17 protein-coding genes are annotated in these 18,864 nt (G+C 72.8%); 1 reads left to right on the forward strand and 16 read right to left on the reverse strand.

Annotation, left to right across the window (positions count from 1 at the left end; translation table 11 throughout):
- Positions 1–25: 25 nt before the first annotated feature.
- From urtE to ABD324_RS00965, 8 genes are all read right to left on the reverse strand, one after another.
- Positions 26–718: an urea ABC transporter ATP-binding subunit UrtE gene (gene urtE / locus ABD324_RS00930; RefSeq protein WP_344411559.1), complete on the reverse strand. Its 693-nt coding sequence runs from the start codon at positions 716–718 to the stop codon at positions 26–28.
- Positions 711–1,529: an urea ABC transporter ATP-binding protein UrtD gene (gene urtD, locus ABD324_RS00935; protein ID WP_344411560.1), complete on the reverse strand. Its 819-nt coding sequence runs from the start codon at positions 1,527–1,529 to the stop codon at positions 711–713. Before urtD ends, urtE begins: the two co-directional genes overlap by 8 nt.
- Positions 1,526–2,623, reverse strand: a complete 1,098-nt coding sequence (gene urtC / locus ABD324_RS00940) for an urea ABC transporter permease subunit UrtC (RefSeq protein WP_344411561.1) — start codon at positions 2,621–2,623, stop codon at positions 1,526–1,528. The genes urtD and urtC overlap by 4 nt, the downstream gene beginning before the upstream one ends.
- Positions 2,620–3,504 (reverse strand): urea ABC transporter permease subunit UrtB, encoded by an 885-nt coding sequence (gene urtB / locus ABD324_RS00945; RefSeq protein WP_344411562.1) that lies wholly within the window; start codon positions 3,502–3,504, stop codon positions 2,620–2,622. Before urtB ends, urtC begins: the two co-directional genes overlap by 4 nt.
- A 38-nt stretch (positions 3,505–3,542) precedes the next feature.
- The gene (urtA, locus tag ABD324_RS00950; RefSeq protein ID WP_344411563.1) at positions 3,543–4,790 is read right to left on the reverse strand and encodes an urea ABC transporter substrate-binding protein; all 1,248 of its coding nucleotides are present in this window, start codon (positions 4,788–4,790) and stop codon (positions 3,543–3,545) included.
- A gap of 172 nt (positions 4,791–4,962) precedes the next feature.
- Positions 4,963–6,207, reverse strand: coding sequence for an amidase (locus ABD324_RS00955; RefSeq protein WP_344411564.1), 1,245 nt, complete (start codon positions 6,205–6,207; stop codon positions 4,963–4,965).
- Positions 6,204–7,739: an amidase gene (locus tag ABD324_RS00960; protein WP_344411565.1), complete on the reverse strand. Its 1,536-nt coding sequence runs from the start codon at positions 7,737–7,739 to the stop codon at positions 6,204–6,206. The genes ABD324_RS00955 and ABD324_RS00960 overlap by 4 nt, the downstream gene beginning before the upstream one ends.
- A 243-nt stretch (positions 7,740–7,982) precedes the next feature.
- Positions 7,983–9,044 (reverse strand): substrate-binding domain-containing protein, encoded by a 1,062-nt coding sequence (locus ABD324_RS00965; RefSeq protein WP_344411566.1) that lies wholly within the window; start codon positions 9,042–9,044, stop codon positions 7,983–7,985.
- 113 nt (positions 9,045–9,157) lie between these two features.
- Here ABD324_RS00965 and ABD324_RS00970 point away from each other — a divergent pair, with 113 nt between their 5' ends.
- Positions 9,158–9,595: a MarR family winged helix-turn-helix transcriptional regulator gene (locus ABD324_RS00970; RefSeq protein ID WP_344411567.1), complete on the forward strand. Its 438-nt coding sequence runs from the start codon at positions 9,158–9,160 to the stop codon at positions 9,593–9,595.
- 63 nt (positions 9,596–9,658) lie between these two features.
- Here ABD324_RS00970 and ABD324_RS00975 read toward each other — a convergent pair whose 3' ends face one another.
- The 8 genes from ABD324_RS00975 to ABD324_RS01010 form a co-directional block, all read right to left on the reverse strand.
- Positions 9,659–10,945 (reverse strand): acyl-CoA dehydrogenase family protein, encoded by a 1,287-nt coding sequence (locus ABD324_RS00975; protein WP_344411568.1) that lies wholly within the window; start codon positions 10,943–10,945, stop codon positions 9,659–9,661.
- 11 nt (positions 10,946–10,956) lie between these two features.
- A complete protein-coding gene (locus ABD324_RS00980; protein WP_344411569.1) occupies positions 10,957–12,075 on the reverse strand; it encodes an acyl-CoA dehydrogenase family protein in 1,119 nt (372 codons plus the stop codon).
- Positions 12,076–12,179: 104 nt separating this feature from the next.
- Positions 12,180–12,776: a TetR/AcrR family transcriptional regulator gene (locus tag ABD324_RS00985; protein WP_344411570.1), complete on the reverse strand. Its 597-nt coding sequence runs from the start codon at positions 12,774–12,776 to the stop codon at positions 12,180–12,182.
- A gap of 144 nt (positions 12,777–12,920) precedes the next feature.
- A complete protein-coding gene (locus ABD324_RS00990) occupies positions 12,921–13,829 on the reverse strand; it encodes an enoyl-CoA hydratase (protein WP_344411571.1) in 909 nt (302 codons plus the stop codon).
- Between the two features lies 1 nt (position 13,830).
- Positions 13,831–15,456, reverse strand: a complete 1,626-nt coding sequence (locus tag ABD324_RS00995) for an AMP-binding protein (RefSeq protein ID WP_344411572.1) — start codon at positions 15,454–15,456, stop codon at positions 13,831–13,833.
- 39 nt (positions 15,457–15,495) lie between these two features.
- On the reverse strand, positions 15,496–16,974 hold the full coding sequence (locus ABD324_RS01000) for an aldehyde dehydrogenase (protein ID WP_344411573.1): 1,479 nt from the start codon (positions 16,972–16,974) through the stop codon (positions 15,496–15,498).
- Positions 16,971–17,738 (reverse strand): carboxymuconolactone decarboxylase family protein, encoded by a 768-nt coding sequence (locus tag ABD324_RS01005; protein ID WP_344411574.1) that lies wholly within the window; start codon positions 17,736–17,738, stop codon positions 16,971–16,973. The genes ABD324_RS01000 and ABD324_RS01005 overlap by 4 nt, the downstream gene beginning before the upstream one ends.
- Entirely contained in the window at positions 17,735–18,859 is a 1,125-nt protein-coding gene (locus tag ABD324_RS01010) for an NDMA-dependent alcohol dehydrogenase (RefSeq protein WP_344411575.1), read from the reverse strand. Before ABD324_RS01010 ends, ABD324_RS01005 begins: the two co-directional genes overlap by 4 nt.
- Positions 18,860–18,864 lie beyond the last annotated feature (5 nt).

The raw sequence follows: 18,864 nt of genomic DNA on the forward strand, positions 1-18,864 counted from the left end.
CCGCGACCGTGCGCGCCACGGACGGTCAGATCGCCATGCTGGCCACGACCTCGGACTCGGCGGCCGCGCCCGCGGCCCCCCGGCGGACGATCCGCCCGGACTCGAGGACGGCGTACTGCTGCGCCGCCCCGAGCGCGAACCCGACGTGCTGCTCGACGAGCAGGACGGACAGCCCGCTCCCCGCGGCCAGGTCGCGGATCGTCGCCTCGATCTCGGCGACGACCGACGGCTGGATGCCCTCGGTCGGCTCGTCGAGCACGAGCACCCGCGGGCGGGTGAGGAGCGCCCGGGCGATGGCGAGCTGCTGGCGCTGCCCGCCCGAGAGCAGGCCCGCGCGGCGGGAGAAGAGCTCGCGCAACGCCGGGAACAGGTCGAGCACCTCCGCCGTCGCGGCCCGGCCGTCCCGGCGGCCGTCGGCGACGACCTGCAGGTTCTCCCAGGTCGTGAGCTGGCCGAAGGACTGCTGGCCCTGCGGGACGTAGGCCAGCCCGCGGGCGACCCGCTCGCTGGGCGCCAGCCGGCCGACGTCGGCGCCCTCGAGCAGCACCGTCCCGCTCCGCACCGGCAGCAGCCCGACGGCCGCGCGCAGCAGCGTGGTCTTCCCGGCGCCGTTGTGCCCCAGGACGGCGGTGACCCCGTCCGGCGGCACCACCAGCGACACCCCGTGTACGACCTCGGTCCGCCCGTAGCCGGCGCGGACGTCGACCAGCTCAAGCATCGGTGACCTCCAGGATCTCGCGCGTGTCGGTGCCGGCAGCGGCGCTGCCGAGGTAGATCGCCTGCACCTGCGGGTCCGCCTGGACCTGGGCGACGCTGCCCTCGGCGAGGACGCGGCCCGCGGCCAGGACCGTGACCGAGGTGGCGAACCGGCGCATGAACTCCATGTCGTGCTCGACGACCACGACGGTGCGGTCCGCGCCGATGCGGCGCAGCAGCTGTCCGGTCTCCTCCCGCTCGTCGTGGCTCATCCCCGCGACCGGCTCGTCGAGCAGCAGCACGTCGGCGTTCTGCACCAGCAGCATGCCGATCTCCAGCCACTGCTTCTGGCCGTGCGCGAGGACCCCGGCGGGGCTGTCCCGCAGGGCGGTCAGGCCGATGGTCTCCAGTGCCTCCTCGATCTCGGGGGCGACGCCGCGCCGGCGGCGCAGCAGCGTCAGCGCCGACCGGCCTGCGCCCACGGCGATGTCGAGGTTCTGCAGGACCGACAGCTCCTCGAACACGCTCGCGGTCTGGAACGTGCGTCCGACGCCGAGGCGGGCGATCTGGTGGGTCTTGCGCCCCAGCAGCTCGACGCCCGACTTGCGGACCGAGCCGGTGGCCGGGACCAGCCCGGTGACGGCGTCGATCAGCGTGGTCTTCCCCGCCCCGTTCGGGCCGATCAGGAAGCGCAGGTCGCCCTGCAGCAGGGTGAGGTCGACGTCGGTGGTGGCCCGGAAGCCGTCGAACTCGACGGTGAGCCCCCGGATCTCGAGATAGTCGCCGGACATCCCGGCGGTGCCGCCGAGGCGGGGTTCGGTCGGTGCGCTCATGCGACGAGCTCCGCTTCCTTCTCGACGACGGCCGGCGGCGGTACGCGGCGGCGTCTCCACCGCCGCAGCAGCGGACCGATCCCGGCGAGCCCGGCCGGCAGGAACCCGATCACCAGGATGAACAGCGCGCCCTGCAGGTAGGTCCAGCCGGCCGGGAACTGCTCGGAGAGCAGCGACTGCGTCCACGCGACCCCGACGGCCCCGAGGACGGGCCCCAGCAGGGTCGTGCGGCCGCCGATCGCCACCCCGGCCAGGAACGCGATCGAGGGGACGACGCCCACGTCGTTGGGCGAGATGATGCCCACGACCGGCACGAACAGCGCCCCGCCGATCCCGGCGAAGAAGGCGGCCGAGACGTAGGCGACGACCTTGATCGTCGCCGGGTCGTAGCCGAGGAAGCGGACCCGCTCCTCCTGGTCGCGCACCGCGACCAGGAGCTCGCCGTACCGGCTGACCATGAGCTGGCGGGTGGCGAGCACGGTGAGCAGCAGCGCCGCCGCGGTCAGGAAGAAGAGCAGGAGCCGGTTGGCCGGGTCGTTCAGGCTCAGCGCGAAGAAGCTGCGGAACCGGTTGAGCCCGTTGGAGCCCCCGAGGGTCTGCTGCCCGATGAGCAGGATCGCGAACGCGGCCGCCAGCGCCTGGCTGAGGATCGCGAAGTACGCGCCCTTGACGCGGCGGCGGAACACACCGAGGCCGAGCACCAGGGCGAGCAGCCCCGGCACCACCAGGATCGCCAGCACGGTGACGACGGGCGAGGCGAACGGCGCCCAGAGCGCGGGGAGCACGCGCACACCGGCGAACTGCATGAAGTCCGGCACCGCGTCACCGCGCAGCTCGGCATCGGCGAGCTTGAGGTGCATGGCCATCATGTAGGCGCCGAGGCCGAAGAACACGCCCTGGCCCAGCGTCAGCATGCCGCCGCGGCCCCAGGCGAGCCCGATCCCGACCGCGACCATGCCGTAGCAGAGGAACTTGGCGAGCAGCCCCAGCCGGAAGTCCGACAGCACCGCCGGCGCCACGGCGAACAGCAGCACCGCGGCGACGGCGAGCCCGATCCAGAACGACCACCGGCGCCGGCCCGTCGCGGCGCTCACGTCAGGCTCCGGGTGCGCACCGTGAACAGGCCCTGCGGGCGGACCTGCAGGAAGACCACGATCAGGCCGAACACGACGACCTTCGCGACCGAGGCCGTCGTCGAGAACTCGAGGAACGAGTTGAGCAGCCCGAGCGCGGCGGCGGCGATCACCGCCCCCCTGATCTGGCCGAGCCCGCCCACCACGACGACGAGGAACGCGTCGATCACGTAGGACTGGCCGATCGTCGAGCTCGTCGAGCCGATCAGGGTCAGCGCCACCCCCGCCACGCCGGCGAGGGCGGAGCCCAGGAAGAAGGTGACCCGGTCCGTGCGGCGCGTGCGGATGCCGACGGTCTCGGCGAGATCGCGGTTCTGCACGGTGGCCCGGATCCGCCGGCCCAGCGGGGTCAGCCGCAGCACCAGCGACAGCGCGACCACACAGGCGACCGCCAGTGCGAGGATGAACAGCCTCGCCCGCGGCACGACCGCACCGAGGATGTCGACCCCGCCCGAGAGCCAGCCCGGCGGGACGACGTTGACCGCGGGCGCCCCGAACACGTCCCGGGCGAGCTGCTGCAGGACCAGTCCCACCCCGAAGGTGACGAGCAGGGTGTCGAGCGGTCGGTGGTACATGCGGCGGATCAGGGTGACCTCGAGCAGCAGACCCATCAGTCCACCGACGACGAACCCCGCCACCAGCGACAACAGCAGCGAGACACCGGCGGCGGTCGCCACCTGCTGGACCACGAACGCCGTGTACGACCCGGCCATCAGGAACTCGCCGTGGGCCATGTTGATCACGCCCATCTGTCCGAACGTCAGCGACAGACCGAGTGCGGTGAGCAGCAGGATCGACCCGATGCTCAGCCCGGTGAAGATCTGACCGACCATCGCTCCCATGGCTGCCTCCTTTCTGTGAGGTGTGGGAGGACCCGGGATCAGCCGGAGATGCCGGCGGCCCAGGGGTAGGTCCTGAGGAACGGGTCCGGCTCCACCGGGGCCGGGGACTGCCACAGCTGGTCGATCAGGCCGTCGGGCCGGATCTCCCCGATCCGGGCGGTCTTGCTGATGTGGTGGGTCTCGCCGTCGACGACCACCGGGCCGTCCGGCGCGTCGAACGAGGTGCCGTCCGCCACCTTCTGGATCGCGGCCGTGTCGAACGACCCCGCCTTCTCCACCATCGCCTTCCACAGCATCACGCCGGTGTAGGCGGACTCCATCGGGTCGGAGGTCACCCGGTCGTTGCCGTAGGCGCTCCTGAACGCGGCCACGAAGTCCCTGTTCGCCGGGCTGTCGAGGGTCTGGTAGTAGTTCCAGGAGGTCAGCTGCCCGGTGAGGTTCTGCGCGCCGATGCTCTTGACCTCCTCCTCCCCCACGCACATCGACATGACCGGCATGTCGGCGGCCTTGAGGCCGGCGCTGTTGTACTCCCGGAAGAAGGCGCTCAGCGAGTCCCCGACGACGACGTTGAACACGGCGTCGGCATTCGCTGCGCGCATCTTGTTGACGATGGTGGAGAAGTCGGTGCCACCCAGCGGGACGTAGTCCTCGCCCTTGATCGCGATGCCGTTGGCCTGGGCGAACGCCTTGACGATGGCGTTGGACGTCCGCGGGAAGACGTAGTCGCTGCCGACCAGGTACAGCGACTTCACGCCCTTCTGCTTGAGGTACTCCAGCGACGGGATGATCTGCTCGTTCGGCGGGGCACCGGTGTAGAAGATGTTCTTCGACGCCTCGAGTCCCTCGTAGAGGGTGCCGTAGAAGAGCAGGGAGTTGTTGTCCTCGAAGACCGGCAGCATGGCCTTGCGGCTCGCGGAGGTATAGCCGCCGAACACCGCGGCGACGCAGTCGCTGGTGACCAGCTTCTGGGCCTTCTCGGCGAAGACGGTCGGCTCGGACGCCCCGTCCTCCGCGATGAGCTGCAGCTGCTTGCCCAGCACGCCACCGGACTCGTTGACCTTCTTGACGGCCAGGGTGATGGCGTCCCGGATCGGGACCTCGTTGATGGCGGTCGAGCCGGAGAGCGAGTTGACCGCCCCGACCTTGACGGTGCTCCCGCTGGTGTCCACACAGGACGGAGCGGCCTGCGCGGAGGCGTCCCCGGCGCGCGCACCACATCCACTGAGCAGCAGTGCCGCGGCGGCGATCGCCGCGGGCACCGCGAGGAGACGAGCTCGGCTGTTCACGGTAGGTCCTCTCGGGGGGTGGGGGTTCGGTCCGCCGCGCGCGCCCACTCCAGGTGCGGCGCGCGCGGCGGTGACGTGCTGGACGTGCCGTTCGGACGTGCTCCGGGCCGCGAGCGGGCCCGGTCGAGCAGGTGAGCGGGTCAGCACGGTCTTCCCCGCGGTGGCCCCGCCCTCAGCCGGCCCACACGGCCGGACGCCGGTGGGACCAGGGTGCGGCCCTCTCGAGCTGCCCGGCCAGGGCGAGCACGAGGTCCTCCCGGCCGGCGGCGGCCACGAGCTGGATCCCGATCGGCATGCCGGTGGCCTCGTCCTGGTACAGCGGCAGCGACGCGGCCGGCAGCCCGGCAGTGCTGACCCACGGCGTGAACGGCGAGTACGCGAACAGCCGCGCCGTCCGGTCGTGCCCGCCCGACCCGTCGATCCCGGTCGTGGTCGTGCCCAGGGGCGCGGCGACGTCGGGCAGCGTCGGGGTGAGCACGAGGTCGAGCTCCGCCATCGACGCGGCGACCGAGCGGGTCACCCGGGCGCCGGTGTCCCACGCCCGGGCCGGGTCCGGTCCCGACCACGGCGCCGCGCTGTCCCGGACGAACTCCTCCCAGCTCACCCCCAGATCCACCCGCGCCTCGACCACCTCGTGGCCGAGCTCGGCGCACAGGGTCGCGGCGCGCCGCACGGCGGCCGCGACGGCGGCCGTCGGGCGGTTCCCGCCCCAGGGCTCGGTCAGCACCCCGACCCGCAGGTGGGTCGGCTCGCTCACCGCGGCCGCCAGGTGGCTGCCGGTGCCCGCGGGCCGGGCGACCGCGTCGAGCAGCGCGGCCGTGTCCCGCACCGTCCGGCTCAGGCCGGGCTGGGCGGCCCGTCCGCGGCTGGGCGTGAGCCCGACCAGGCCGCTGCACGCGGCCGGGATCCGGATCGAGCCCGCCGCGTCCGTGGCGTGGGCCAGCGGGACGATGCCCGCGGCGACCGCGGCGGCCGACCCGCCGCCGGAGCCGCCCGGCGTGCGGTCGAGGTCCCACGGGTTGCGGGTGATCCCGGCCGCAGCGGACCCGGTCCCGGTGTCCCGGGCCCACTCGGGAGTGGCGGTCCGGCCCACCGGCACCAGGCCGGCGTCGAGGAAGCGCTGCGCGAGCACCTCGGTGGCCCCGGCCCGGCAGCCCGCGGCGCGGCGGGAACCGGACCCCGACAGCCGTCCGGCGCAGCTCAGGGCCAGGTCCTCGACCAGGAACGGGACCCCGGCCAGGGGGCCGGCGGCGGGTGCCACCGGCTCCCAGGTCTCGATCACCGCGCAGGTCCGGTCGTCGACCGCCGCGACGGCCTCGAGCGCGGTGGCGCCGAGCTCGGCCGGGCTCACCTCGCCGCGGGCGACCAGCTCGGCCAGCCCGACGGCGTCGTGCTCGGCGTACTCGGACAGCTTCACCAGGTCGACGTCGGTGTCGGGAAGCCGCCGACCGCCTGCTCGTAGTGGTGCGCCAGGCGCAGCACCGTCGCGTCGTCGAAGTGCCTGCCGACGATCATCAGCCCGGTGGGCAGCCCGTCGGCCTGCGCCGCGGGGACGGTGATGGCGGGGTTGCCGGAGATGTCGAACGGGGCGGTGTTGCCCAGGTGCTCCAGCGCCCGGTCGAAGACCTCCTGGCGGCCGGCGCCCTCGGTGGGCAGCGGGGTCGCCCGCAGCGGCACCGTCGGCATCACCAGCACGTCGAACCGGCTCAGCGCCTCGGTGTAGGCGGCGCGCAGGCGCAGCGCGAGGTTGCGGCCCATCGCGTAGTGGGCGCCGAAGCGGGTGCCGGTGGTGTGTCCGGTCGCCAGCAGCACGGCCTGGACGGTGGTGGAGAACTCGTGCGGCAGCTCGCGCCAGCGGCGGCCGTAGTACTCGATCAGCTCGGGGTCGTACTCGCCCTGCCAGTTCACGCCGTAGGCGTTGCCGTCGATCATCTGGGCGGACGCGCCCTCGCCGGCGAGCACGTTCCACAGGTGGATGCCGTCGCGGTGCAGCGGGACCGACACCTCCTCGGCGACGACGCCGAGGCCGCGCAGCTGCTCGATCGCGCCGCGCACGGCCTCGTCGACGGCGGGGTCGGAGACACCGGGGATGCCGAAGCCCTCGGCCAGGACACCGACCCGCAGGCCGGCGACCGGGCCCTCGAGCCCGGCGACGTAGTCCGGCACGTCCACGACGTCGGGCTGGCGCGGGTCGAGGCCGTCCCGGCCGGCGATCACGCCGAGCATCAGGGCGGCGTCGGCGACCGTGCGGGTCATCGGGCCGACGTGGTCGAGGGTCTGCTCGATCGGGAAGGCGCCGGTGTAGGGGACGAGGCCGTGTGTCGGCTTGTGGCCGACGATGCCGCTGTAGGCGGCCGGCATCCGGATGGATCCGCCCTGGTCACCACCGGTGGCCATGTCCGCGGCGCCGGTCGCGACGAGCGCCGCGGAGCCGCTGGAGGACCCCCCGGCGGAGCGGGTCGGGTCCCACGGGTTGCGCACCGCGCCCGTGCGCGAGGTGTGGCTGCCGCCGGAGAAGCAGAGGTCCTCGCAGACGGCCTTGCCGGTGATCGTGGCGCCCGCGGCCAGCAGCCGGGTGACGATCGTGGCGTCGCGGACCGGCACCCAGCCCTCGAGGGTCTGCGAGCCGTTCATCATCGGCACGCCCGCGACCTGCGTGTTGTCCTTGATGGCGACGGTGCGCCCGGCGAGCGGGCCCGCACCGGAACCGGTCACCTCGCACTGCACGTACCAGGCACCGAGCGGGTTCTCCTGCGCCGAGGGCGTCCAGGACTTGCGCTCGACCGGCTCGGGGGCGGTCTGGGCGTAGAGCTCCTCGATGCGGTCGAAGGAACCGAGCATCGCGTCGACGATGGGGGCGTACTCGGCGACATCGGCGGAGGAGAGGCCGAACCGGCGGGCCTCCGCGATCGCGGCCAGGGTCTTCTCGTCCGGGCGGGGTGTGGGCATGGCGGAACCTCCGTGACGGAGAGGGCGGGGATGGACGCTCGCTGCGGTGCACCGTGCGCTTACTTCCGCTAGGAATAGTTCCTGAGGGAAGGATATTGTGTCAAGGGCTCCGCGCAGGACCGTGCGAAACGGCAAGGAGGAACGTCCGGCAGCAGCCACGACGCGCCCTCGCGCCCCGACGGCAACGGGCGCGTCCGATGCGGCCCGGGCCGCACCCCAGCACCCGAGGGCGCCGGCGGACCGTCAGAGGGAGGCGAGGATGTCGTACTCGAGATCGGTCGGCGTGGCCATGTAGATGCGCTGGCGGACGTGTCCGCCCCGCACCTCGACGCTGCCGCGCGGCCCGTCGTAGCGCAGGCTCTCCGCCGCGGCACAGACCGCCGCCATGTCCGTCGTGCCCGCGGCCGTCAGGATGGTCGCGAGCATCTCGATGCCCTCGAAACAGGACTCGCCGGCGCTGTTGAGCACCGGGGCCTCGATGCCGTAGGCGCGGGCGAACTCCCCGCTGAACTGGAGGTTCTCCGGCGTGGGGAGGGCCTCGAAGTAGCCGGCGGCGGTGAAGATGCCGCGCACCGCGTCCGGCCCGGAGGCCATCAGCATGTTCTCGTCCATCAGCGGGGTGAGCCGGCGCCACCGGGCGTCGAGCCCCGCCTCCGCGAACTGCCGGTTGAACCGGACGGCGTCCGCGCCGACGAGGAACATCAGCACGCCGTCGGTGTTCGCGGCCTCGATCCGGCGCAGGGCCGGCCCGAAGTCCGTGGTGCCCAGCGGCAGGAACACCGAGTCGACGAGCTCGGCGCCGACGGCGCGCGCCCCGCGCCCGCCGGCGGCGGCCGAGCGACGGGGCCAGATGTAGTCGTTGCCGACCACCGTCCAGCGACGCACGCCCATCTCCGACGCCATCCAGCTCAGCGCGGGCACGACCTGGGCCCCGGGCGTCTCCCCCGTGTAGAAGACGCCGGGCCGCGGCGCGGCACCCTCGTAGAGCGCCGTGTAGACGTACGGGACCCGGCCCGCGATCCGGGGCGCGAGCGCCTCGCGCACCGCGGAGATGTGCCAGCCGACCACCGCGTCGATCTCCCCGGCGCGCAGCAGCAGGTCGATCTCGTCCGCGACGGCCGACGGCGGGCGGGCACCGTCCACCACGACCAGCACCACCTCGCGGGCCAGCACCCCGCCCCGGTCGTTCACGCGCCGGGCGGCCAGGCGCCCGCAGAGCTCGCACGAGGGACCGAACATCCCCTCGCTGCCCTGGAGCGGCACGACGAGCGCGATGCGGTACTCCTGATGCCGCGCGCCACCCATGTCCGGTCCATCCGCTCGACGTCGTCGTCGCACAGTAGACGGAATCCTACGGCCCGATGTGACGTCGGCGTAACACTTGCCAGCGAAATACTTTCCTGGGGTACGATCCGGTCATGGCAGTGCATCTCGATCAGGCCGAGCTGAGTCTTCCCCTGCTCCTGGGCCGCGTGCATGCCGAGGTCCTCCGCCGCTACACCGGCGCGGCGCGCTCCGTCGGCTGTTCGATCGAGGAGTGGTGGGTGCTGTCCTGCCTGGCCACCCGCGACGGCCGCCCGATGAACGAGATCGCCGAGTACGCGGGAATGCCCAACCCGAGCCTGACGAAGGTCGTGGACCGGATGGTGGGCGCCAACCAGGTCTTCCGTCGGATCGACCCCGAGGACCGGCGACGCACCCTGCTGTACCTCACGGTCCGCGGTCAGGAGCGACACGCGGAGGTCGCCGCCGCGGTGTCCCAGGCCGAGAACGAGCTCTTCCGGGCCGCGGGGAGGACTCCCCTCGGCACGCTCTCCACGGTGCTGTCCGAGATCGCGCCCGCGCTCCGCCGCTGAGCGACCGTCCGCAGCCGGCGGTCGCCCGACCGCGACGGGCCCGCCGGCGCGAGCGGCAGGCCCTCAGCCGACGCGACCGCTCCAGTTCCGGGCGGCGCGCAGCACCTCGTCGAACGGCATCCGGCTGTCGAAGGACGGCTCGCGCGGCAGGCCCAGGACCTGCTCGCCGATGCCGTTGCGCTGGACCTCGTTCGTCCCGCCCGCGATCGCCTTGCGCCGGCTGTTGAGGTACTCCAGCGCGGGAGCACCCCGCTCGGTGTCCCCGGCGGGCCAGAGCACCGCGTCCCGGCCGACGATCCGCATGACGGCCTTCGCGCGCTCCGGGGTGAACGTGCCCGCCGCGAGGGCGGCGTAGGCCGCCACCCCGGCGTCCAGGCCACCGGAGCCCGCCATGTACTCGGCGATCCACTGCTCCAGGTGCGCCACGGCGTAGTCGTGGGTGAGCACGGTGGCCAGCTCCTGGCGCACGACGGGATCCTGCGCGCGCCCGCTCGCCCGGACGAGGGCCACCAGGTCGGTGTGCTCACCGGCCAGGCTGGGGACGGTCGCCCCCTCCTCGGCGAACCCGCGCTCCAGCACGAGCACCGTCCGGGCCACGGTCCAGCCGTCGTCGACCTCGCCGATCCGCTCGCCGTCGTCGATCACGACGCCGTCGAAGAACTCCTGGCAGAACTCCGCCTCGCCGCCGATCTGGTGGATCGGTTCGATCCGCACCCCGGGGGCGTCGAGCGGGACGGCGAACCACGTGAGGCCGCGATGCTTCGCGACCTTCCAGTTCGTGCGGGTCAGGCACATGCCGAAGTCGCAGTACTGGGCGCCGCTGCTCCAGACCTTGCCGCCGTCGAGCACCCATCCGTCGTCCCGGCGCGTCGCCCGGGTGCGGACGCCGGCCAGGTCGGACCCGGCCTCGGTCTCGGAGAAGAACTGGGCCCAGAGCTCCTCCCCCCGAAGGATCCGGGGCACGTGCCTGCGGAGCATGTCCGGCGCGGAGTGCGCCAGCATCGTCCGCAGGCACAGGGCGGTGGTCATGCTGGCGACGCCGAAGTCCGGGAGCCGGTACGAGCTCGTCTCCTCGTCGAAGACGCGCTGGTGGGCGGCGGTGAGGCCGCGCCCGCCGTACTCGGTCGGGACGGTCAGGCCGGCGTAGCCCGCCGCGTGCAGCCGGGCCTGGAGCCCGCGCTCGGCGGTCAGGTCCGCCGGCGTCAGCGCGCGGAAGCGGCGCACGCCGCGGGCGACCGGGTCGTCCGGCTCGAGGGTGTCCTGCAGCCAGCGCCGGAGCGCGGTACGGAACTCCTGGACGGACACGGCGGGTTCGGAGGACGGCGTGGAACCGGTGGGATCAGAGGACACGGGAGACTCCTTCACAGGCCGGCGAGGACGCAGATGCGCTCGCGGTGCGAGACCGCGTCTCCGAACAACGCCGCATCCGTGGTGACCCGCCGGAGGTAGAGGTGCTGGTCGTGCTCCCAGGTGAAGCCGATGCCGCCGAAGACCTGGAAGCAGTTGTGCACGAGGTCGACCCCGCTGTCGGAGACGAAGGACTTCGCCATGCTGGTCAGCCGGGCCCCGTCCGACGCCCCCGAGCCGACCGCCCGGGCCGCCGCGAACAGCAGGGCGTTGCTCATCTCCAGCAGCAGGCTGGTGTCGGCGAGGAGGTGCTTGACGGCCTGGAACGAGCCGATCGGCCGGCCGAAGGCGATGCGCTGCCCGGAGTACTCCAGCGCGGCCGCGAAGTCCCGTTCCATCGCACCGACCATGTCGGCGACCGTGAGGACGCAGGCGATGTCCCACATCCGGTCCACCAGGCCCCCGGCCCCGCCGGCCGCGCCGACGAGCGCCTCCGGGCCCACCGCGACGTCCGCGAAGGTCACCTCGGCGAAGCGGCGGGTGATGTCGAGGCCCTCGAGCTCCTGCACGGAGACGCCGGGGGCGTCGCGGGGCACGAGGAACTGCGTGGGGCCGGCCTCGCTCGTCCCCGTGACCAGCAGCAGGTCGCTGTCGCCCGCCCCCTCCACCGCCGTCTTGGCGCCGTGCAGGGTGTACCCGCCCTCGCCCGCCCGGCGGGCGCTCACCCCGGCGGTCGGCGCCGGGTCGCCACCGGCGTCCACGACCGCCCAGGCCGCCGCGGACCGGCCGGCGAGGAGATCGGCGAGCACGCCGCGGTGCTGTTCGGGGGAACCGTCGGCCGCCAGGGCCAGCGCCGCCAGGGCGGTCCCGAGGAACGGCCCGGGCTGCAGCTGCGCGCCGAGCGCGCGGGCCAGCAGCGCGCAGTCCACCACCGGCTCGCCGGACAGGCTGCCGCCGCCGAGGTCCTCCCCGACCAGCAGCCCGTACCAGCCGAGCTCCGCCGCCTGCCGGCGGTAGTCCGCATCCGGCCGTGCCTGCGGGTCCCGCACGCGGCTGCGCGGGTACCGCGCCGCGAGGAACTCCGTGGAGGCCTTGAGCAGCATCTCCTGCTCGTCCGTCAACCGCAGGTCCATCAGCAGCCGCCGCTCTCGAGACGTCGCGAAACGCGAATAGTAAATGGTCAGTTCGTCAATTAGTGCGCCGACACGGATACCCGTGACGGCCCGGCACGGTCAGCTCAGTTCAGGGAGCCGCGGGCGTCGGGGTGGAACAGGGCCCCCTCGACCAGGAGCCGGCAGCCCGTGGCCATCTGGTCGATCCGGCCCGCGCTGACGTCCGGGCCCATGGCGGTGATGCCGAGCAGCACCGCGCCGATGGCTCCCCGGGCGTCGGCCGAGCGGCCCTTCTCCACGACCCCCGTCTCGACCCCGAAGTCGACGAGCTTGCGCACGAGCACCGCGAGCCGGTTGTCCTCGACGATCTCCGCCAGCTCCGGCGTGCGCCGCGCGTCCTCCCGGATCGAGAAGATGAACCGGGTGGAGTCCGGGTCCGAGGCGAGGGCCTGCAGCGCCGAGCCGAGCAGCGCGTGCAGCTTGTCGATGAACCCCTCGGCGGCCTCCATGGCACTCTCCAGCCGGGCGTACTCGATGTCCGTGGTGGCGTGCCACACCGCGAGCGCCAGGTTCGGCTTGCGCCCGAAGTAGTGGTGCAGCGCCGCCGGCGTGACCCCGACCTCGAGCGAGATCATCCTGGTCGTGGTGCCCGCGTAGCCGTGGGTGGCGAACAGGGACCGCGCAACGCGGCTGATCTCGCGCCGCGTGTCCTCACCGTTCACGTCCGGCGGCCTGCCGGGTCCCCGCCGAACCGGCTGCGACGTGGAAACACTCTCCGTCATCTGACCCCTCACGACCGCTTTGTTCGCACAGTACACCTTTTCGGTGGACCAATTACTATCGTGGTGGTGGGGGCAGTCTAGCGGTCAGCCGGGCTGGGCGACCGGCTGGTCCTTCACCGCCGGAACCGTCGGGGGCGCGGTCTTCCAGTCCGGCACACCGTGTTCGGGCCGGCCCGCCGCGTAGTCGTCGCCGTTGACCACGGTCCAGTGCGAGTGGTTGAGCTGGTGCAGCGTGAAACACGCCTGGAGTGCGTTGTAGAAGCCCATGTTGTCCACGGACTGGTTCACCGACTCCTTGACCAGCAGCGACGTCATCGTCGGCCGCGAGGCGATGCGCCGGGCGAAGGCCAGGGTGCGCTCGTCCAGCTCGTCGTCGGGGAAGACCTTGCTGACCATCCCCAGCCGGTGCGCCTCGTCCGCGTCGATGGAGTCGCCGGTGAGCAGGAGCTCCTTGGCCTTGCGCGGGCCGAACTCCCACGGGTGGCCGAAGTACTCCACACCGCACATCCCGAGCCGGTGCCCCACGACGTCGGCGAACACGGTGTCCTCGGCCGCGACGATGAGGTCGCACGCCCAGGCGAGCATCAGGCCGGCCGCGAACACCGGGCCGTGCACCTGCGCGATGGTGATCTTGCGCAGGTTCCGCCACCGCAGCGTGTTCTCGAAGAAGTAGTGCCACTCCTGCAGCATCCGGCGCTCGGAGCCGTCCCGGGTGCCGCCGTTGATCCCCATGCTCTCGTGCTGGCCGGGGCCGGGGCTCCACTCCTCCATGGCCTCCCGCGAGCCCATGTCGTGGCCCGAGGAGAACATCGGGCCGGTGCCGCCCAGGATCACCACGCGCACCGTGTCGTCCGCCTCCGCGGCGAGCATCGCCTCGTGCAGCTCGACGAGCATGCCCCGGTTCTGGGCGTTGCGCGTCTTCGGCCGGTCGAGCTTGATCCGGACGATCCGCCCCTCGTCGAGCGTCTCGACCTGCAGGAATTTGTACGTCATGTCAGCTCCTCGGCTCCGCGGTGTCATAGGTCGACGGTCCGACGCCGATCGCCCGCAGCTCGTGCTTCTGGACCCTTCCCGTCACGCTCTTGGGGAGCGCGGGGACGACCTCGATGTAGCGGGGCCGGGCGAACCGCGGCAGCGCCTCCACGCAGTGGTCGGCCAGCGCCGCCACGTCGATGGTCCCCCCCGCCTGCGCGACCACCGCGATCATGACCTCGTCCTCGCCCAGCGAGCTGGGCACGGCGAAGGCGGCGCACTCCGCGACCTGCGCGTGCGCGAGCACCGACTTCTCCACCTCGAACGACGAGATGTTCTCGCCCCGGCGCCGGATGGCGTCCTTCTTGCGGTCGATGAAGTAGAGGGTGCCGCTCTCGTCCAGCTTGCCGAGGTCCCCGGTGTGGAACCACAGGTTCCGCATCTGGGCCAGGGTCGCCTCGGGCCGGCCGACGTAGCCCTCGAACATCACGTGGTTCTGCTTGGGGCGCATGACGATCTCACCCGGCTCGCCGACCGGGACGTCCTCGTCCTCGTCGTCGACGATCCGCAGCTCGTAGAGGTCGAGGACCCGCCCGCAGGACCCGGGGATGTTGTCCTCCCCCGCGATCATCTGCGTGAGCATGACGACCTCGCTCTGCCCGTACCCGGTGAGGATCTCGCAGCCGTAGCGCTCCTCGATGGGCCGCCACAGGTCCACCGGGATGGGCGCGGTGAGCATCAGCCGGATCGGGATCGTCCGGTCCTCCGGTGAGGGCGGCAGACCCCACAGCATCAGCACCATGGCGCCGACGCCGAAGAAGACGGTCGCCCCGAGCTCGCGGATGCGGTCCCAGCAGGTGCTGACGCTGAACCGGGTGTCGAGCACGCCGGTCCGGCCGCCCACCAGGACGGTGATCACCGACGTGTACGCGCCGCTGATGTGGAACAGCGGGACCGCGGAGTACTGGATGTCGTCAGCGGTGATCCCGTAGTTGCGGTTGAACAGGCCCGCGGCGGTGATCAGGTTGTGCTGGGTGAGCAGCACGCCCTTCGACACGCCCGTGGTGCCCGAGGTGTAGAAGAGGCAGGCCGGCTGGTTCCACGGCGTGGGCGCGGTGGTGAGCAGCGCGGCGAGCTCCTCCGCGGTGCCCTCGCGCCGCAGCTCCGCGGCCGACAGCAGCCGGACGTGCCCGATCTTCCGGTCGGTCTCCACGTCCCCGTCGGCCACCAGCACGGTGCGCAGCGCGGGCAGCTCGCCGACCAGCGGCTCGATCCGGTCGAGCAGCTCGCGGTCCGCGAGGACCACCGTCGCCCCGGCGTCGCGCAGCTGGTGGAGCAGGTAGTCGCCCTTGTACTGGACGTTGACCGGCATGTAGACGCCACCCACACGGCTGGCGGCGAACAGCAGCGACAGCGCGTCGAACGACGTCCGGCCGAAGCTGGCGACCACCTCGCCCCGACCGAGCCCGAGGCGCCGCAGCGCGAGCGCCGCGCGCTCGACCCGGTCCTTCAGGTCCCGGTAGGTCCAGCTGCCCTCGTCGATCCACATGAAGGTCTTGTCCGGCTGCTCGGCCGCACGGGCGTCGATGACGTCGCCGAACAACGTCCGTCCACCGGACGAGTTTCCTTCTCCCACAGCAGTACTCACACCCTCACCGTGTCCTCGTCGACTCCGCGACAGTAATCGTCAGGCACCGTGGTTCTCCAGCACCGGATCGTCGTCCAGGACGATCGTCTTCGTCTCCAGGTAGGGCAGCAGGCCCTCGACGCCGCCCTCCCTGCCGATCCCGGACTGCTTGAACCCGCCGAACGCGATGCCGTAGTCCACGCGCATCCCGTTGTGCCCCACCGTGCCTGCCCGCAGCTCGCGGGCCACGCGGTAGGCCCGGTCCGCGTCGGTGGTGAACACCGCGGCGTTGAGCCCGAAGTCGCTGTCGTTCGCGATCCGGACCGCGTCCGCCTCGTCGGCGGCCGGGACGACCGTGAGGACCGGCCCGAAGATCTCCTCCCGGGCCACCGTCATCGCGTTGTCGGCGCGGGCGAACACCGTCGGCTCGACGAAGAAGCCCGTGTCCAGGTCGGCCGGTCGGCCACCCCCGGTCGCGACGACGGCACCCTCGGCGCGGCCCGCGGCGATGTAGCGCTCCACCCGGTCGCGCTGCACCCGGGTCGCCAGCGGGCCCATCCGGCTCGCCGGGTCGAACTGGCTCCCGACCCGCATCCCGCCGTACTCCGCCGCCAGCGCCTCGACGAACTCGTCGTGCCGGCCCGCCGGGACGACGATCCGGGTGAGCGCGGCACAGGCCTGGCCGCTCAGGAAGCACTGGGCCTTGGCCAGTGCCTTCGCCGCGGTGCCCAGGTCGTAGTCGTCGAGGATCACGGCCGCCGACTTGCCGCCCAGCTCGAGGGTCACCCGCGCGATGCGGTCCGCGCAGAGCGCCGCGATCCGGCGGCCGGCCGCGGTCGAGCCGGTGAAGCTCACCTTGTCGACCCGCGGATCGCGGACCAGCGACTCGGAGACCTCGCGATCGGCCGTCACCACGTTGACCACGCCCGGGGGCAGGCCCGCGGCCTCCGCGGCCTCCGCGAACACGTAGGCCTCGCCCGGGGCCTCCACCGAGGCCTTGAGCACGACCGTGCACCCGGCGATCAGGGCCGGGGCCAGCTTGTAGGCGATGATGTCGGCGGGCCCGTTCCAGGGGATGATCGCCGCGACCACGCCCACCGGCTCGCGGGCGAGGAGCCCCACGCGCCGCGGGAACTTGGTGGGCCGCCGCTCGACCAGCGGGAACCGCTCGGGCAGCCCGGCGTAGAGCTCGAACACGTCGGCGACGGACGGCATCGCCGCCGTGGCCACCGAGTGCAGGACGCCGACCTGGCTCGCCCAGAGCGTCGCGAGATCGGCGCTGCGGGCGCGCAGCTCCCCGGCGAGCGCCTTGACGTACTCGCCGCGCCGCTGCGGGCTCAGCCGCGGCCAGGGTCCCTCGTCGAAGGCCTGCCGGGCGGCCCCGACGGCCGCGGCGACGTCGCCGCGCCCGGCGAGGGCCACCCGGAGATAGGGCTCCTCGGTGTCCGGCCGGATCACCACGGCCGTCTCCTCCGCCACCGGCCAGGTCCACACGCCGCCGATGAAGAGCCGATCGGGGTGCGCGAGCAGGGAGCTCATGCGGTGCCCCCGCTCACGGCGCCGAGCAACGGCACCAGCGATCGGTAGCCCACCAGTGCGGTCAGTTCGAGGACCTCCATGATCTCGTCGACCGTGGCGCCCAGCGCGAGGGCGTTGCGCAGGTGCGAGCGCGCGCCGTTGGGGTACAGGTGCGCGGTCGAGACGTCGAGCGCGATGTAGATCAGCTCGCGCAGCTTCGGGTCGAGCACCCCGGGCGGCGGCGCGAGCAGCTCGTGCGTGGCGACCAGGAACTCCGGGTCCAGGCGCATCATCGGCCGCCAGGCCTCGTTCCAGTGCCCGCGCAGCTCCCGCAGGCGCTCCTCCACCCGCCGGTCCTCGGCGGGGTCGCTCCCGACCTCGGACTCGCGGCCGGCGGCCTCGAGCGCCTCCAGCACGAGCGGGGCCCCGAACGACATCGTGTGCGTGCCCAGCGTCTCGACGCGGGTGGCCAGCACCTGCTCGACCGTCGCGCCCGCCGCGATCGCGCGGCGCGCGTGCAGGTGCACGGCGGTCCCGTCGTGGAGCTGCACCGCCGCGCAGACGGCCATCTGCACGAGCTCGCGTTCGGCCTCGCCGAGCGCGCCGCGCCGGTGCGCGGCGGCCGACAGCGCGGCGTAGCGCCGCACGTAGTCGTCGCCCAGGGCGTCGGCCAGCGGGTCGTCGGCGGCGAGGCCGAGGTCGTGGCGCAGCACCGCGCGGGCCGCGGCGGCATCGGTCGCCACGCCGGGACCCGCGTCGGTGCCCACCTGGTCCGTCGCGGTCACGAGAACGTGACGAGGCCGCGGATGTTGCGACCGCCGTGCATGTCGTCGTAGCCCTGCACGATGTCGTCGAGCGGGTACCGCGTGGTGATCAGCTCGTCGAGCTTCAGGATGCCCTTGCGGTACAGGTCGAGGGCCCGGGGGATGTCCGAGAGCGGCTTCGCCCCGCCGAAGAGCGAGCCCTGGATCCGCTTGTGGTAGAGCACCAGCTCCGTGCTGGAGATCGGCAGCTCGCGGGCGGACTTCGGGCCCAGCCCGACGACGACGAGCGTGCCGGCCTTGCGGATGGCGGAGAAGCCCTGCGCGACGTGCTCCCCGACGGTCACCCCGACGGTCACGATCACCGAGTCCGCGCCCTGGCCGTTCGTGATGCTCCGCGCGTACTGGACGGCCTCGGAGATGTCGGCGAAGGCCGACGTGGCGCCGAGCGCGAGGGCCGTGTTCCGCTTGAACTCCACGGGATCCACGGCGATCACCTCGGCCGCGCCGGCGTGCACCGCACCCTGCACGGCGTTGATGCCGATGCCGCCGATGCCCATCACGACCACGACGTCGCCCGGCCGGACCTCGGCGGAGTTCACCGCCGCGCCCCAGCCGGTCAGCACGCCGCAGCCGACCAGCGCCGCCACCTCCAGCGGCAGGTCCTTGTCGACCACCACCAGCGAGCGGGCGTCGACGGTCGTGTACTCCGAGAAGGTCGAGACGCCCGAGTTCTGCCCCACCGGGGCGCCGTCCAGGTGCATCCGGAAGCTGGTCGGGTCACCGGGCCGGGAACCGTGGAGGGTCCCGGATCCCAGGTCGCACAAGGCCTGCAGGCCCGACGAGCACCAGCGGCACCGGCCGCAGATCGGGATGTAGGTGAACACGACGTGGTCGCCGACGGCGATCCCGTTCACCTCGGGTCCGACCGCCTCCACGACCCCGGAACCCTCGTGGCCCCCGCACATCGGCATCGTCTTCACCGGCAGGTCGCCCGTGGTGATGTGGTCGTCGGAGTGGCACAGCCCGGCCGCGACCGTCCGGACCAGGACCTCACCGGTGCCCGGCTCGTCGAGATCGAGCTCGACGACCTCCCACTTGCCCGGAACCTCGCGCACGATGGCACTGCGTGTCTTCACTGACATTCCCT

The organism is Pseudonocardia ailaonensis (assembly GCF_039531635.1).
Taxonomy (GTDB): Bacteria; Actinomycetota; Actinomycetes; order Mycobacteriales; family Pseudonocardiaceae; genus Pseudonocardia; species Pseudonocardia ailaonensis.